The 14,998-nt window shown below is 66.0% G+C and carries 14 protein-coding genes; 9 read left to right on the forward strand and 5 right to left on the reverse strand.

The window, feature by feature from the left end:
* Positions 1–88 precede the first annotated feature (88 nt).
* Positions 89–253 (reverse strand): hypothetical protein, encoded by a 165-nt coding sequence (locus O6W96_RS07565; RefSeq protein ID WP_181321159.1) that lies wholly within the window; start codon positions 251–253, stop codon positions 89–91.
* 194 nt (positions 254–447) lie between these two features.
* Here O6W96_RS07565 and O6W96_RS07570 point away from each other — a divergent pair, with 194 nt between their 5' ends.
* Together O6W96_RS07570 and O6W96_RS07575 are read left to right on the forward strand one after the other, a co-directional pair.
* Positions 448–1,566: a DUF47 family protein gene (locus O6W96_RS07570; RefSeq protein WP_353469382.1), complete on the forward strand. Its 1,119-nt coding sequence runs from the start codon at positions 448–450 to the stop codon at positions 1,564–1,566.
* Positions 1,567–1,752: 186 nt separating this feature from the next.
* A complete protein-coding gene (locus tag O6W96_RS07575) occupies positions 1,753–2,751 on the forward strand; it encodes an inorganic phosphate transporter (RefSeq protein ID WP_353468978.1) in 999 nt (332 codons plus the stop codon).
* Positions 2,752–2,870: 119 nt separating this feature from the next.
* Here O6W96_RS07575 and O6W96_RS07580 read toward each other — a convergent pair whose 3' ends face one another.
* The gene (locus O6W96_RS07580) at positions 2,871–3,317 is read right to left on the reverse strand and encodes a phasin family protein (RefSeq protein WP_353468979.1); all 447 of its coding nucleotides are present in this window, start codon (positions 3,315–3,317) and stop codon (positions 2,871–2,873) included.
* Between the two features lie 172 nt (positions 3,318–3,489).
* On the opposite strand from O6W96_RS07580, the gene O6W96_RS07585 reads away from it, so the two are divergent.
* The 6 genes from O6W96_RS07585 (at position 3,490) to O6W96_RS07610 (ending at position 11,206) form a co-directional block, all read left to right on the forward strand.
* Positions 3,490–4,104, forward strand: a complete 615-nt coding sequence (locus tag O6W96_RS07585; RefSeq protein ID WP_353468980.1) for a TetR/AcrR family transcriptional regulator — start codon at positions 3,490–3,492, stop codon at positions 4,102–4,104.
* A gap of 311 nt (positions 4,105–4,415) precedes the next feature.
* Positions 4,416–4,814, forward strand: a complete 399-nt coding sequence (locus O6W96_RS07590) for a hypothetical protein (RefSeq protein ID WP_353468982.1) — start codon at positions 4,416–4,418, stop codon at positions 4,812–4,814.
* Positions 4,811–6,088, forward strand: a complete 1,278-nt coding sequence (locus tag O6W96_RS07595) for an efflux RND transporter periplasmic adaptor subunit (RefSeq protein WP_435372196.1) — start codon at positions 4,811–4,813, stop codon at positions 6,086–6,088. Before O6W96_RS07590 ends, O6W96_RS07595 begins: the two co-directional genes overlap by 4 nt.
* 147 nt (positions 6,089–6,235) lie before the next feature.
* Positions 6,236–9,427 carry an efflux RND transporter permease subunit gene (locus O6W96_RS07600; RefSeq protein WP_353468983.1) on the forward strand — a complete coding sequence of 1,064 codons (3,192 nt, stop codon included), beginning with the start codon at positions 6,236–6,238 and terminating at the stop codon, positions 9,425–9,427.
* Positions 9,428–9,437: 10 nt separating this feature from the next.
* Complete coding sequence (locus tag O6W96_RS07605) at positions 9,438–10,847, forward strand: efflux transporter outer membrane subunit (RefSeq protein ID WP_353468984.1); 1,410 nt, start codon at positions 9,438–9,440, stop codon at positions 10,845–10,847.
* A gap of 83 nt (positions 10,848–10,930) precedes the next feature.
* Positions 10,931–11,206 (forward strand): hypothetical protein, encoded by a 276-nt coding sequence (locus O6W96_RS07610; protein ID WP_353468985.1) that lies wholly within the window; start codon positions 10,931–10,933, stop codon positions 11,204–11,206.
* Here the strand turns inward: O6W96_RS07610 and O6W96_RS07615 are convergent.
* Positions 11,203–11,469, reverse strand: a complete 267-nt coding sequence (locus O6W96_RS07615; RefSeq protein ID WP_353468986.1) for a hypothetical protein — start codon at positions 11,467–11,469, stop codon at positions 11,203–11,205. The genes O6W96_RS07610 and O6W96_RS07615 overlap by 4 nt on opposite strands.
* A gap of 336 nt (positions 11,470–11,805) precedes the next feature.
* Here O6W96_RS07615 and O6W96_RS07620 point away from each other — a divergent pair, with 336 nt between their 5' ends.
* Positions 11,806–12,858 carry a lactonase family protein gene (locus tag O6W96_RS07620; RefSeq protein WP_353468987.1) on the forward strand — a complete coding sequence of 351 codons (1,053 nt, stop codon included), beginning with the start codon at positions 11,806–11,808 and terminating at the stop codon, positions 12,856–12,858.
* Here the strand turns inward: O6W96_RS07620 and O6W96_RS07625 are convergent.
* Together O6W96_RS07625 and O6W96_RS07630 are read right to left on the reverse strand one after the other, a co-directional pair.
* Entirely contained in the window at positions 12,851–13,126 is a 276-nt protein-coding gene (locus O6W96_RS07625; protein ID WP_353468988.1) for a hypothetical protein, read from the reverse strand. The genes O6W96_RS07620 and O6W96_RS07625 overlap by 8 nt on opposite strands.
* Positions 13,127–13,261: 135 nt before the next feature.
* Entirely contained in the window at positions 13,262–14,806 is a 1,545-nt protein-coding gene (locus O6W96_RS07630) for a DHA2 family efflux MFS transporter permease subunit (RefSeq protein ID WP_107962793.1), read from the reverse strand.
* Positions 14,807–14,998 lie beyond the last annotated feature (192 nt).

The following is a 14,998-nucleotide window of genomic DNA, read 5'->3' on the forward strand; positions in this document are numbered from 1 at the left end:
CCACTTGCATCCGTTCGTGCTGAGCGAAGTCGAAGCACCTTCACCCGGGACGTGCCCTTCGACTTCGTTCAGGGCGAACGGGATATTGTCAGAAAATGAAGCTGTAGAAACAGGTGAAGAACGCCGCGAAGCTCAGCAAGAAAAGCTTCACGTCCTGATCGTCGTTCTTCGTGCTCGCGATCACTGGCGGCGGCAAAGACCGGCGTAGCGGATGGCGGGCGGCTTCGTTGGTAAGGACTAGGCGTCTGGTCATGATGCAAACGTTAACGCGGCGTTTACTAATTCGACCAGCAGCAAAAATGGTTAAATATGCGCCGTCCGGGAATGGGACGGAATCCATCCCGTCCTAACCCAGATCAGCCTACGTTCGTGGCGCTGTTCTTACCGGTTTCGCACGTATAAGCTCCCGGATTACCCCGTGATTCCACGGGTGCCAGGACCCGGACCATCCAGCAGATTGCGGCACTTCCCTATGTGATCGACGAAGCCGGCCACGCCCGTGTGATGCTGATCACCTCGCGCGATACCGGTCGCTGGGTGATCCCCAAGGGCAATCCTATCGTCGGGCTCGCAAGCCACGAGGCGGCCGCGCAGGAAGCGTATGAGGAAGCCGGCATCCGCGGCATCCCCTGCCCATCGCCCGTGGGGCAATTCGCCTATCGCAAACGCCGCCGCACCGGGCGCTACCGCGACATGATCGTCACCGTGTTTCCGCTAGCATTCGTCGAGCAGGTGGAGGACTGGCCCGAGCGTCATCAACGCGACACACGCTGGTTTACGCTTGATCGCGCGGCAGAGGCTGTCAATGAGCCCGGCCTGAAGGCGCTGATCGCTGCTTTCCGTGAGCCGCCGATCCCGGCGTCGCTCGCGCAACGTATCTTACCCGTCGTGCGCACGAGCGCGAAAAGGAGAATTCCGATGCTGGGCTGGTTCCAGTCGCTGATGCCGAAGCAGGGACGGTTCTTCGAACTGTTCGACGCGCATGCCGCGACCCTGGTCGCCGGCGCCGATGCGCTCGCACGGCTGCTCCACGGCGAAGGCTCGATCGAGGGTCAGATCGCCGAGATCGTCAAGCGCGAGCACGAGGCCGACGATATCACGCGGGAGGTTCTCCAAGACGTCCGCCGCGTATTCGTGACGCCGTTCGACCGCAGCGCGATCACGGATTTGATCGGCGTGATGGACGACGCGATCGACCAGATGAACGGCACCGCTAACGCGATCGCGCTGTACGAGGTCACCGCATTCTCGCCAGAGATGCGCGACATGGCCGGCATCATCGTCGAGGCCGCACGGATCACCGCGGAAGCGATCCCGCTGCTCCGCTCGCTCGGCACCAATGCGGGGCGCCTGCACGACCTGACCGCGCGGCTGATCCAGATCGAGGGGCATGCCGACGACATCCACGACACCGGCCTGCGCGCGCTGTTCCAGGCCTCGAAGATCAGTGCGGACCCGATGACCTTCATCATCAACCGCGAGATCTACAGCAGCCTGGAAAAGATCGTCGACCGCTTCGAGGATGTCGCGAACGAGATCCAGGGGCTGGTTATCGACCATGCTTGATGGGCGGTCATCGATAGGTACCCCTCCCCGGCGAAGGCCGGGGCCCAGTTGGGGGACGGTTGTGGCGGAGGGCGGCGCACGGTTACTGCGACCTCTCCCGCTGGGCCCCGGCCTTCGCCGGGGTGGTGAGTTAGGGTGGCATGCTGCGGTGGTTTACCATGCGAACGCGTCAACAGGCGGCCGCGCATGATCCTCTCCCTCCCCCTCCTCATCGGCCTGATCGGCATCGCGCTGCTGTTCGACTTCCTGAACGGCCTTCACGACGCGGCGAACTCGATCGCCACCGTCGTCTCGACCCGCGTCCTGAAACCCCAATACGCCGTCCTCTGGGCCGCGTTCTTCAACTTCATCGCGTTCGCGGTCTTCGGCCTCCACGTCGCGCAGACCGTTGGCACCGGGATCATTCAGGCCAACGTCATCGACGCGCAGGTGATCTTCGCCGCGCTGATGGGGGCGATCGCGTGGAACGTCATCACCTGGGTGCTCGGCATCCCGTCGAGCAGCAGCCACGCACTGATCGGCGGGCTCCTGGGGGCCGGCATCGCCAAGATCGGCTTCGGCGCGATCGTCTGGAGCGGCGTGATCAAGACCGTCGTCGCGATCTTCGCCTCGCCCGCGATCGGTCTGATGCTCGCGCTGGTGCTGGTGCTCGCCGTCGCCTGGACCAGCCTCAAGCTCACCCCGCTCGGCGTCGACAAGCGCTTCCGCAAACTCCAGTTGATCTCCGCCGCGCTCTACTCGCTCGGCCACGGCGGCAACGACGCGCAGAAGACCATGGGGATCATCGCCGTCCTGCTCTACTCGCAGGGCCTGCTTGGCGGCGAATTCCACGTGCCACTCTGGGTCGTCCTCTCCTGCCAGGCGGCGATGGCGCTCGGCACGCTGTCGGGTGGCTGGCGGATCGTCCACACGATGGGCTCCAAGATTACCCGCCTGACGCCTGCGCAAGGCTTCTGCGCAGAGACCGGCGGCGCGATCACGCTGTTCGCCGCGACGTTCTGGGGCATCCCGGTCTCGTCGACCCACACCATCACCGGCTCGATCGTCGGCGTCGGTGCTGCCCGGCGCTTGTCCGCCGTCCGCTGGAACGTCGCGAGCAACATCGTCGTCGCCTGGACACTGACGCTGCCCGCCGCCGGGTTGATCGGCGCGGGGACGTATCTGCTCGTCGGACTGTTCGTCTAAGCCAGAAATAATTGAGGCTGGTCCGCCGCCGCTCCGTCATAGTGTCGGAGCGGCGGCGTTCTTGCTCGTCCGTACGCCGCTCCACCTCGCAATCGAGGGCGGCGAGTAAGCCGGATTACCTATTTGATTCCGCCGCCCTGCAACGGTGCGACGGCATCCTTGCCGAACTTCATGATCATTTCGCCGATCTCACGCGCCTGGCTCATGCTGCGCTGGCTTTGCTCGCGCAGGTAATCGCCCTGGATCTTCATCACCTGGGTCAAGTCGCTGGCGCTCGCCGCCTCGCGCATCGCCGCGAACGCCTCGCGCGCGTTCTGCTCGGCCTGGTCGATCATCGCCTTGCCGATCGTCGCGCCGCCCTCGGCAATCTTGCCGCCGGACTCCTTCATCGCCTCGCCTGCACGCCGCGCCGGATCGACGACCTTCTCGGAGAAAGCCTCGCGCGCCTTGTCGGCGTTCGCGCGCATCGTGTCCGCAGCGCCTTTGGCCGCACCCGCCGCGTGGTCGGTTGCCGCCTTGCTCGCGGTTGCACCGTCATCGACTGCCTGTTTGAAGTCGTCCGCCATCGTCTCGCTCCTCTATCGCGTTACCATTTGGTTGAAGTTTCAACCGGTGCCCCGGCTTTTGGTTGCACGGATCGCGTTCGCCAACATGCCGGCTTGCCCGCTCGGAGAGGCGTCCTACCAACATATTCCAGTCACTGGACCTTTTACGCTTTTACCCTATATACCGAACGGTATGAATAGGCTTTGCACGCTCACCGCCCCCAAGGGCCGCCCCCGCGAGTTCGATCTCGACGAGGCGCTGGCGGGTGCGCTGCGCGTGTTCTGGCGCAACGGTTATGAGGGCGCATCGATGGCGGAACTGACCGCCGAGATGGGGATAACCAAGCCCAGTCTCTATGCGGCGTTCGGCAACAAGGAGGCGCTGTTCCACAAGGCGCTCGACCTCTACGAGCGCGAGAAGCTCGCCTATATGACGTCCGCGCTCGACGCGCCGACCGCACGTGCCGTAGCGGAAAACCTCCTGCGCGGCGCACTACAGATGCAGATGAGCACCTGCGATCCCAAAGGGTGCCTGAGCGTCATCAGCAGCGTCGCGTGCAGCGCGGAAGCCGAGCCGATCAAGGCCGAGGTCGCCAAGCGTCGCGCGTCGTCCGAAGCCGCGCTGATGAAGCGGTTCGACGAAGCCAAGGCGGCGGGCGAGTTTCCCGAAGGCCTCGAGTCGCACGCGCTGATGCGCTACCTCTTCGCGATCATGCAGGGGCTGTCGATCCAGGCCGGCTCGGGCGCTAGCTGCACCGAGCTCCAGCAACTCGTCGAGACCAGCATGCTCATGTGGCCAACCAAATAGACACGGTTTCTGCCGCGCTGCGGGAAAAAATACCGGCCGGTACAAAAGTCTTGTTGACTAGATGAACGCCAGGTTTATATACCGACTGGTATCGAAGCTCTCTCCTACTTCGGATGGGGCAACCGGGGACACCAACCCATGACCACGGTTAAAACCTAGGCTTCGGCCGAACTTTCGAAAATTCCAAGCGGGCAAGCGCGGCACGGTGATGTGCCGGCAACGACCGCGCACGCCCTGCGACCAGCTGGCGTCGGTGGACCGTCCACCGACGAAGGCAAGCGCTTGCCCAAGATCAAAAGGGGGACAATCCCATGGCTTATCTCGACCTCGACAACATGTTCGCTTCGCCCGTCACCAGCCGCGCTCAGGCCGTGGCAGCCCCTGCCCCGACCGGCTTTTCCGCGCTGGAATGGAGCGTCATCGCGCTCGCCAAGCGCGACACGTTGCGCAGCCTGTCCGGCCCGAGCCGCATGTCGCGGGCGATGGGCAGCCTGTTCGGCCTTAGCACCGCATCGCGGCTCGCCGACCCCCGGCTCGAGGCGCTGCGGCGGATGGCCGTGTACGCCTGGCGCCGTGGCTTCGCGCTGCCGATGGCCGAGATCCAGGGCTTCCTCGCCGCCGGCTTTGCCGAGGCACAGATCGAAACGCTCGTCGAGAGCGTGACCGGCATGCGCGTCGGCATCCAGCAGAAGCGGAGCATCGCAGCGTGAACCAACTTACCACGATCACGGCCGCGAACGACGCCGACGTCGTCGCGTCGCCGCCCGCGGACCGTCACCGACGGCCGGCGTGGCAGCGCGGCGCGATGGTGCTCGTGCCGATTGCGTTGCTCGGTGCAGTCGGCGTTAAGATGTTCGATCATCCCGACGCGGCGATGGCGGCACCCCCGCCCGCCTCCGTCACGGTGGCGTCGCCGCTCGTCCGGCAGGTCAGCGAGTGGGACGATTATGTCGGCCGGTTCGCACCGAGCCGCACCGTCGAGATCCGCCCACGGGTCGCGGGCGAAGTCACCGGCATCCACTTCCGCGACGGCGAGATCGTCAGCAAGGGGCAGTTGCTCTTCACGATCGATTCCCGCCCGTTTGCGGCTGCTCTGGCCGAGGCACATGCAAACGTCGCCAGTGCACTCAGCGCCTTGTCATTAGCCCGTACCGATCTGGGTCGCGCACAACGCCTCGTTGCCGACGAAGCGGTCTCCGCAGGCGAAGTCGACGCACTCCGCGGTCGGCTCGAAGCAGCGCAGGCCGCACTCGCCGCCGCGCAGGCTCGCGAACGTGCCCGCGCCTTGGATGTCGGCTTCACGCAGGTTCGCGCCCCGATCAGCGGTCGCATTTCCGATCGCCGCGTCGACGCCGGCAACCAGGTCGCGGGCGGCGAAGGCACCGGCGGCACTGTGCTGACGACGATCAACGCGCTGGACCCGATCTACTTCACGTTCGACGGCTCCGAGGCGCTGTATCTCAAGACGCAGCGCGCGCGTCAGCCGGGTGCGACCCCGGCGGCGGTCGAGATCCAGTTGCAGGACGAGACCGAGCATCGCTGGAAGGGAAAACTCGACTTCACCGACAACGGGCTCGACCAGCGTTCGGGGACCATTCGCGGTCGTGCGGTGCTCGCCAACCCGGGGTATTTCCTGACGCCGGGGATGTTCGGGAACATGCGCCTCGCCAGTGCGGGAACGCGGCAGGCGCTGCTGGTGCCGGACGATGCAGTACAGACCGATCAGGCGCGGAAGGTCCTGCTGACGATCGATGCGAAGAACGTCGTGAGCCAGAAGCCGGTCGAACTCGGGCCAGTGGTCGATGGCCTGCGGATCGTGCGCTCTGGGATCGGTCCAAACGACCGGATCATCATCCAGGGTACGCAGATGGCGATGCCCGGCGCGACCGTTGCGCCGAAGGTCGGCCGGATCGTGGTCGCCTCGGGTACGAGCGCGCCGGCGTTGGTCCAGCCCATCTCGGGTGAAGCCACGCTCGCCAAGTAACGTCGTTACCCCGACCAAAATTCCGTCATCCTGACGAACGTCAGGACCCAGAGTTCGAGACGTCCCGCTGAGTAACCCTGGGTCCTGACTTTCGTCAGGATGACGGGGCGTGCGCGGACGGATCGCCCCTCTACCGAGGAAATTCCCATGCGCTTCTCGCGCTTCTTCATCACCCGACCGATCTTCGCGGGCGTGATCGCGGTGATCATCACGATCGTCGGTGCGATCGCCTACATGACGCTGCCGGTGTCGCAATATCCCGACATCGTCCCCCCCACCGTCACCGTCAGCGCGACCTATCCCGGCGCCTCCGCCGAGACGGTCGCCGAAACCGTCGCCGCGCCGATCGAGCAGGAGATCAACGGCGTCGACAACATGCTCTACCAGTCGTCGCAATCGACCGGCGACGGGAAGGTGACGATTACCGTCACCTTCAAGATCGGCACCAACCTCGACGCCGCGCAGGTGCTCGTCCAGAACCGCGTCGCGGTCGCCGTCCCGCGCCTGCCCGAAGACGTCCAGCGTCTCGGCGTGGTGACGCGCAAGACGTCGCCCGACTTCCTGATGGTGGTGAACCTCGTCTCGCCCGACAACTCGCTCGATCGCGGCTACATCTCCAACTACGCGCTGACCCAGGTCCGCGATCGCCTCAGCCGTATCGACGGCGTCGGCGACGTGCAGCTGTTCGGCGCGCGTGATTACTCGATGCGCGTCTGGATCGATCCCGGCCGCGCCGCCGCGCTCGACCTCACCGCCGGCGAGATCGTCGCCGCGTTGCGCGCACAGAACGTCCAGGTCGCCGCCGGTACGCTCGGCCAACCGCCCTATGACAAGGGCAACAGCGCGTTCCAGCTCAACGTCGAGACGCAGGGCCGCCTGACCGATCCCAAGCAGTTCGCCGACGTCGTTATCCGCACCGACGCGCAAGGCCGCCAGGTCCGCGTCTCGGACGTCGCCCGCGTCGAACTCGGCGCGCAGGATTACGGCGCCAACACCTATCTCAGCGGAAAGCCTACCGTCATCGCCGCGGTCTTCCAGCGGCCCGGCTCGAACGCCCTCGGCGCGGCACAAGCCGTCACCGCCGAGATGGAAAGCATGTCGAAGCGCTTCCCCAAGGGCCTCGAATACAAGGTCATCTACAACCCGACCGAGTTTATCGCGCAGTCGATCGACGCGGTGAAGCACACGCTCTTCGAGGCGATGGTCCTCGTGGTGCTCGTCATCCTCGTCTTCCTGCAGAAGTGGCGCGCGGCGATCATCCCGATCGTGGCGATCCCGGTTTCGCTGATCGGTACCTTCGCGGTGCTCGCCGCCGCCGGGTACAGCCTCAACAATTTGTCGCTGTTCGGCCTCGTCCTCGCGATCGGCATCGTCGTCGATGACGCGATCGTCGTGGTCGAGAATGTCGAGCGCAACCTCGAGCACGGGCTCTCCCCATTGGAGGCGGCGCGTACGTCGATGGACGAAGTGTCGGGCGCGCTCGTCGCGATCGTGCTCGTGCTGTGCGCGGTGTTCATCCCGACCGTGTTCCTCACCGGGCTTTCGGGCGCGTTCTACCGCCAGTTCGCGGTGACGATCTCGACCGCGACGATCATCTCGCTGCTCATCTCGCTGACACTGTCGCCGGCACTCGCCGCGATGCTCCTCAAGCCGACTGCCCCCGCCGACTCCGGCAACCGCCTGACCCGCACCGTGCGACGCGCCGGCGATGCCTTCAACCGCGGGTTCGAGCGGATGAGCGAGAGCTATGCCCGCCTCACCGCCCGCCTAGTCACCGCACCGAAGCGCATGATGATCGCCTATGCCGCACTGATCGCGGTCACGGTCGGCGTGTTCACGATCACCCCTTCGGGCTTCGTTCCCGCACAGGACCAGGGCTACTTCCTGACCGTCATCCAGCTTCCGCCCGGCTCGTCGGTCGAGCGCACCGACGCAGTCATGCAGAAGGTCGCCAAGCGCATCCTGCCGCTCGCCGGGGTCAAGGGCGCGGTCATGCTCGCGGGCTTCGACGGCCCGTCGCAGACGCTCGCCCCCAACTCGGCCGCCGCGTACATCCCGCTGAAAAGTTTTGAGGAGCGCAAGAAACTCGGCGTCACGCTCGCCAGCATCATGGCGGAATCGCAGAAGGCGACCGGCGACATCACCGAAGCACGCCTGCTGATCGTCCCGCCACCCCTCATCCAGGGTATCGGCTCGGCCGGTGGCTATCGCCTGATGGTGCAGGACCAGGGTGGGCACGGTTACGCCGACCTCGGCAAGACGAGCTACGCGCTGATCGGCCAGGCGAACCAGACCAAGGGTCTCGCGCAGGTCTACACGTTCTTCGACACCGCCACGCCGCGCATCTTCGCCGATGTCGACCGCGCCAAGGCCAACCTTCTCGGCGTCCCACCCGAGCGCGTGTTCGAGGCGTTGCAGGTCTATCTCGGCTCGGCGTTCGTCAACGACTTCAACCTGCTGGGCCGCACCTACCGCGTCACCGCGCAGGCCGACGCACCGTTCCGCAACACCACCGCGGACATCGCCAACCTGAAGACGCGCTCTAACTCGGGCCAGATGGTCCCGGTCGGCTCGGTCTCGACGTTCAAGGACAAGACCGGCCCGTACCGCGTGGTCCGCTACAACCTGTTCCCCGCGGTCGAGGTCGATGGGGACACCGCCAAGGGCTATTCGTCCGGCCAGTCGCTGGTCGCGATGGAGAAGCTTGCCGATGCGTCGCTGCCCGCCGGCTACGCGCATGAATGGACCGGCATCGCCTACCAGCAAAAGGCCGCCGGCAGCACCGCCGCGCTCGTCTTCGGCATGGCGGTGGTGTTCGTCTTCCTCGTGCTCGCCGCCCAGTACGAGAGCCTGACGTTGCCGCTCGCGATCATCCTGATCGTGCCGATGTGCCTGCTCGCCGCAATGACCGGCGTGAACCTGCGGGGCATGGACAACAACGTCCTCACGCAGATCGGCCTGGTCGTGCTGATTGCGCTCGCCGCGAAGAACGCGATCCTCGTGGTCGAGTTCGCCAAACAGGCCGAGGAACAGGACGGCCTCACCCCCGTCGAGGCCGCAGTGCGCGCGGCGAAGGACCGGTTGCGGCCGATCCTGATGACGAGCTTCGCGTTCATTCTCGGCGCCGTGCCGCTGGTGATCGCGACCGGTGCCGGTGCGGAACTCCGCCAGGCGCTTGGGACCGCCGTGTTCTTCGGGATGATCGGCGTGACCGGGTTCGGTCTGCTCTTCACCCCCACCTTCTATGTCGTCGCGCGGGCGCTGGCGATGCGGTTCGAACGCCGCAAGCCAGCCCCGGAAACCAACGGTCCCGCCGCGACCCTTCAGCCAGCCGAATAGGACCAGCATCATGAAGTCCGCCCTCCTCGCGAGCCTCTCGGCGCTGACGCTCGCCGCCTGCGCCGCCGGCCCCGACTATGTCGCGCCGATCACCCCACCCAAGGCGGCGGCGTCGTTCGTCACCGCCAACGCAGCCACCGTCACGACCGCGCCCAACAACGACTGGTGGCGGATGTACCGCGACCCGGTTCTCGACGGCCTCGTCGCGGATGCGCTCGCGGCGAACACCGACCTCCGCGTCGCCGTCGCCCGGCTCGACAGCGCCCGCGCGTCTCTGCGCGGCGCGAAGACCGACCGTGAGCCCCAGGTGAACGCGGGCGCGAGCGGCAATTACGCGCGCACGTCGCAACTCCAGAACCTGCCCGGTCTCGACCGCGAGCGTGCCACCTACGACGTAGGCCTGGACGTCAGCTACGAGGTCGATCTCGCCGGCCGAGTCCGCCGCAACGTCGAGGCAGCCCGCGGTGACGTCGGCGCGGCGCAAGCCGATGCGGACGCCGTCCGCGTCTCGATCGTCGCCGCCACAACCCGCGCCTATGTCGACGCAGCCTCGTCCGCCGAACGCCTCGCGGTCGCGCGGCGGATCGTCGACCTGCTCGACAAGTCGAACACGCTGACCGGCAAGCGCGTCGACGCCGGTCGTGCAGCCCGCCTCGACCAGGTCCGGATCGCCGCCCTGCGTGATCAGCGCGCCGCCAACATCCCGCAGATCGAGGCCGAGCGTCAGGCGGCATTGTTCCGCCTTGCCACGCTCACCGGCCGCACCCCGCAGGACCTGCCCGCAACCGCCGCCGCGCGTACCACCACGCCGCGCCTCGACCAGCCGATCCCGATCGGCGACGGCGCGACACTGCTAGCCCGCCGCCCCGACGTCCACGCCGCCGAACGCCGGCTTGCGGCGGCCACCGCACGGATCGGCGTCCAGACCTCGCAGCTCTATCCGCAGATCTCGCTCGGCGGGTCGATCGGCTCGACGGCACTCAGCGTCGGCGACATCTTCACCGGCGGCCCGATCCGCTGGCTGCTCGGCCCCCTGCTGAACTGGTCCCTCAACCAGTCGGCGGCACGCGCGCGCATCGCCGGCGCGGAGGCGGACTCGCGCGGTGCACTCGCCAATTTCGACGGCAGCGTCCTCACCGCACTCGAGGAAACCGAGACCGCGCTATCAAACTACGCCCGCGAACTCGATCGCCGCACGCAGCTACAGTCCGCGCACGACAACGCCGCGACCGCCGCCCGCATCACCCGCGCTCGCCAGCGCGAAGGCCAGATCGATTTCCTCGACGTCCTCGACGCCGAACGCACGCTGGCGGACACGGATACGGACCTGGCCGCCGCCGACGCGCGGATCGCCGGCGCGCAGATCGACCTGTTCCGGGCATTGGGTGGCGGCTGGCAATCCGCACCCAACCCTGTCTGACGACCGGACCACCGCATTAACCAACTTCTGAAACACGCCAGCAACCAATGCACATCAAGCTGACTTGAATGCTGGAGACTTTCATGACCGACCAGGGCCTATCAGAGACCGAGTCGACCCGGGCATGGCGTGCGCAGGTCGACTATCACCGGGACCGCGCAGCACAGGAACAACAGCTCGCGCGGCGGTCGCAATCGGAGACCGCGCGGACCGCGCACACGTTGCTCAGCGAGCATCACCTGCAGCTGGCAGAATCGGCCGAACTTGTCGCCGGCATGGCCGATGCCGAACCACCGCAAAGCTCGTCGCTACAGCATACCGGCCGGCTTATGCGCGAGAGTTACGGTGACGCCGGCTAGGCTGTCTCTTCGACGTCGACCGTCCCGAGATTGATGCCGTCGTACAGTGCCAGCAGTGCGGTCACTTCGGCGACGACCGTTTCCTGCTCGGCGCGCCAGCGAGCGGTCGCATCGTGCTGCGGCACGCCGTCCTGCCCGTCGTGCAACGTAAACCCCTGATCTATCAGCCAGATCGCATCCGTCGCCCGCGAACGCTGTCGCCGCAGGTGATAGACCCATTGCTCGATGATCCCCGAAGGAACCAGTCTATCCAGATCGCCCATGTCGGATCGGTAGGCCAAGGTCGACGGCAACGCCAGCCCGAGAAACGCGGTTTTCCGCAGGAACGCGAAGGCGATTAACCCTCTCCTGAAAGTCGACCGCAACACAACAGGTTCACCACGGCCGGAATGAACGTGCTTCCTTCGCCCTTCGTGATACAGCGCCGCATGGACGATCAGTCTGTTCTCGCGCGGCGCGCGCCGAACGCCGGCGTCGCGCGGATGCACGAAGACCTCGCCGGGTTGTACCGCGAGCAACTGATCGCCTTGCTCAAGGTCTGACCACACGCCCGTGCTCGGCGCAGGACTGTGCGGCAAAATCGCGGTAGACGACGTGCCATGATCGAGCCCGAAGCACCGTCCGCCCAAACCCTATTCTGCTGGATCGGTACCTATGCCGGTGGTGGCGGACGCGGCCTCTATCCGCTGCGCGATACTGGCGAAGGGGTAGCGATCGGCCCTCCTGATGTCGAAGCATCGAACGCCTCGTTCGGCACTTGGTCGTCGCGGTTCGGCCTGCAGTATCTGGTCGACGAGCGCGAACAGGGGATGATCGGTGCCTACCGCCGCACGGAGGCGACGTGGATCCGCCTAACCCAGGCCACGACCGACGGGGCGGCGCCGTGCCACGTCGCGCTCGATGCCACGCAATCCTGGCTCGCGGTCGCCAATTACATGAGCGGCAGCACCGCGCTGTACCGGCTGGACGAGGCGGGACTGCCGATCGCTCCGCCGTTCGTGCAGGCTAATCGGGGCAGCGGCCCGAACCTGGAACGCCAACAAACCGCGCATGCGCACTGGGTCGGCTTCGGTCCGGACAACCGGACGTTGTATGTCGCGGACCTCGGAACGGATGAAATACAAGCGTTTCCGTTCGACGCGGATCGAGGAATTCTGGGCCCGGCGTACACCGCCTTCGCAGCGTCACCGGGATCGGGTCCGCGTCACATGCTGTTTCATCCACGGCATCCGCGCACGGCCTATCTCGCCTGTGAACTGACGAGCGCGCTGGTGGTGCTGGATCTCAATGATGACGGCTTGCGCGAACGCGCCACGGTGCCGACGCTGCCGTCAGCGTGGCAAGGCGCCAACATCGTCGCGCACATCGGCGCCAATGCGGCGGGCGATCGGCTGTATATCTCCAACCGCGGGCATGAGAGCATCGCGGTCTTTGCGCTGGACGCGCACGGCAACGCGACACCGATCCAGCATGTCGCCAGCGGTGGCCTGTCGCCGCGGTTCTTCATGATCCTCGAAGCCGAGCGCCGGATGATCGTCGTCCACGAACGCGATCACCGGGTCACTGTGCTCGATATACTGCCGGACGGGACTCTCGCCCCGACCAGCCTGGCGGTCACCGTCCCCGGTGCCGCATTCGCCTTTGTCAGCTGACGCTGGCGATCAGCAGCGTCAGCTCGTCGCGGACCGGGTCCATGTCGGTACGCAGCGGCTTCAGGTTGCGGCGCTTGGCCGGATAGGATGCGCGAACCGCTTCGCACAGGTCCTTGACGGATACGCGGATGCAGGCCCCCTCGTCGCACATCAGTCGCGGCTTGCTGGCGGACTGCACGCAGGTCAACGGTGCGCCGGCCCACACAGGCGTTGCCGTCGACAACAGGCATACGGCGGCGATCCGCAAAGCGGTGGTATTGATCTTCATGGTATCTGGCCCCCCACAGGCATTTCAAGTTTCTGGTAAAGCGAGCGTTAGGGGCCAAGTGGTTGCGATAACGTTTCAATTGGCGGGCAATCTCGCGATCGCCCGCCAGTCGTAAGGAAACGACACCCGAACCGATCAATCCGCTGCGATCGGCCCTTGCGGAGGACTAGCACGCCGCGTGAACCAGACGATGATCACCATCGCCAGGCACAGCCACGCCGAGACTCGGAACAGGTCGGTCGACGCGAGCAGATACGCCTGCGCCACCATCTGCCGCGTGATCGCGCCCGCCGCCTGCACGTCGGTCAACCCCATCCGCGTCAGCGCGCCCTGCGCCATCTGGTAGGGCGAACCGGTGCCGATCGCCTCCGACAGCCGGCTCTGGTGCAGCGTCTCGCGACGATCCCAGGCGGTGGTGATAATCGACGCGGCAAAGCTGCCCGAGGTGATCCGCGCGAAATTCGAGATGCCCGTCGCCGACGGCAAGCGTTCCGCGGGGATACGGTCGAGCGAGATCGTCAGCATGGCGAGGAAGAACGTGCTCATCGCGATCCCCTGCACCATCAGCGGCAGCATCAAATCGTAGAAGCTCGCGCCCGTCGTGTAGCCCGAACGGAGATAATAGGAGTAGCCGAACGATGCGAACGCCACCGTGGCGAGGATACGCGCGTCGATCTTGCCGCTCAGCCGGGCGACGAACGGCGTCAGGATCACCGCCACCGCGCCCGATGGTGCGGCGACCAGCCCCGCCCAGGTCGCGGTGTAGCCGAGCTGCGTCTGCAACCAGAGCGGCAGCAGCAGCGTGTTGGCGAAGAACACCGCATAGCCGAGACAGAAGGCAATCGTCCCGATGGTAAAGTTGCGGCTCTTGAACAGCGACAGGTTCACCGCCGGGTTGGCGTCGGTCAGCTCCCAGATGATCCAGCCGACAAAGCCGATCGCGGCGACGACCGCGGCGATGACGATCCGGTCGGCGGCGAACCAGTCGTCGTTCTTGCCGAGATCGAGCACGATCTGCAGCGCACCAACCCAGATCACCAGCAGGATCAGCCCGACCTGGTCGATCGGCAGCTTCCGAGTCGGCGTGTCGCGCTTGCCGAGCTTGTTCCAGCACACGAACGCGCAGAACATCCCGAACGGCACGTTGATCAGGAAAATCCAGCTCCAGTGATAATTGTCGGAGATGTAGCCGCCCAGGATCGGCCCCATGATCGGCGCGACGAGCGTCGTCATCGACCAGATGCCGAGCGCGGTCGAGCGCTTGTGGACGGGGAAGATCGCGATCAGCAACGCCTGGCTGCCGGGGATCATCGGTCCGGATACCGCGCCCTGGAGAATGCGGAAGCCGATCAGCGACGGCAGGTCCCATGCGATCCCGCACAGGAACGACGCGATCGTGAACAGGAAGACGGACACGCAGAACGTCCGCACCACGCCGAACCGGCCCATCAGCCAGCCGGTCAACGGCACCGCGACTCCGTTGGCGACGGCGAAGGCGGTGACGATCCAGGTGGAGTTGTCGCTGGAAACGCCGAGATTGCCGGCGATGGTGGGGAGCGACACGTTGGCGATCGTCGTGTCGAGCACCTGCATGAAGGTACCGAGCGCGAGCGCGAATGCGGTGAGGGCGAGCGAACCGCCGACGAGAGGGGCGGGACCGGCGCCGGAGGGGGCTGCCATTAGAGAACGTCCCGCTGAGAGCGAACTGCTGCACCCCAACCACCCCGGCGAAGGCCGGGGCCCAATTGGGCAACGTCGCTAACGGGAGGCAGCGCCTCGTTACGACCACCTTTCCAGTTGGGCCCCGGCCTCCGCCGGGGTGGTGTTCCCAACAAAGCCGACCGCCCGGCCCTTGTTTCCCCGCGAAGGCGG

This window comes from Sphingomonas faeni, from assembly GCF_040407495.1.
Taxonomy (GTDB): Bacteria; Pseudomonadota; Alphaproteobacteria; order Sphingomonadales; family Sphingomonadaceae; genus Sphingomonas; species Sphingomonas faeni_D.

Bases quoted from the DNA above. Each gene is read 5' to 3' on its own strand.
- O6W96_RS07625 (WP_353468988.1), bottom strand. From the start codon at position 13,126: ATGAAGATCAATACCACCGCTTTGCGGATCGCCGCCGTATGCCTGTTG.
- O6W96_RS07580 (WP_353468979.1), bottom strand. From the start codon at position 3,317: ATGGCGGACGACTTCAAACAGGCAGTCGATGACGGTGCAACCGCGAGC.
- O6W96_RS07630 (WP_107962793.1), bottom strand. From the start codon at position 14,806: ATGGCAGCCCCCTCCGGCGCCGGTCCCGCCCCTCTCGTCGGCGGTTCG.
- O6W96_RS07585 (WP_353468980.1), top strand. From the start codon at position 3,490: ATGAATAGGCTTTGCACGCTCACCGCCCCCAAGGGCCGCCCCCGCGAG.
- O6W96_RS07615 (WP_353468986.1), bottom strand. From the start codon at position 11,469: ATGGGCGATCTGGATAGACTGGTTCCTTCGGGGATCATCGAGCAATGG.
- O6W96_RS07620 (WP_353468987.1), top strand. From the start codon at position 11,806: ATGATCGAGCCCGAAGCACCGTCCGCCCAAACCCTATTCTGCTGGATC.
- O6W96_RS07565 (WP_181321159.1), bottom strand. From the start codon at position 253: ATGACCAGACGCCTAGTCCTTACCAACGAAGCCGCCCGCCATCCGCTA.
- O6W96_RS07575 (WP_353468978.1), top strand. From the start codon at position 1,753: ATGATCCTCTCCCTCCCCCTCCTCATCGGCCTGATCGGCATCGCGCTG.
- O6W96_RS07610 (WP_353468985.1), top strand. From the start codon at position 10,931: ATGACCGACCAGGGCCTATCAGAGACCGAGTCGACCCGGGCATGGCGT.
- O6W96_RS07590 (WP_353468982.1), top strand. From the start codon at position 4,416: ATGGCTTATCTCGACCTCGACAACATGTTCGCTTCGCCCGTCACCAGC.
- O6W96_RS07600 (WP_353468983.1), top strand. From the start codon at position 6,236: ATGCGCTTCTCGCGCTTCTTCATCACCCGACCGATCTTCGCGGGCGTG.
- O6W96_RS07605 (WP_353468984.1), top strand. From the start codon at position 9,438: ATGAAGTCCGCCCTCCTCGCGAGCCTCTCGGCGCTGACGCTCGCCGCC.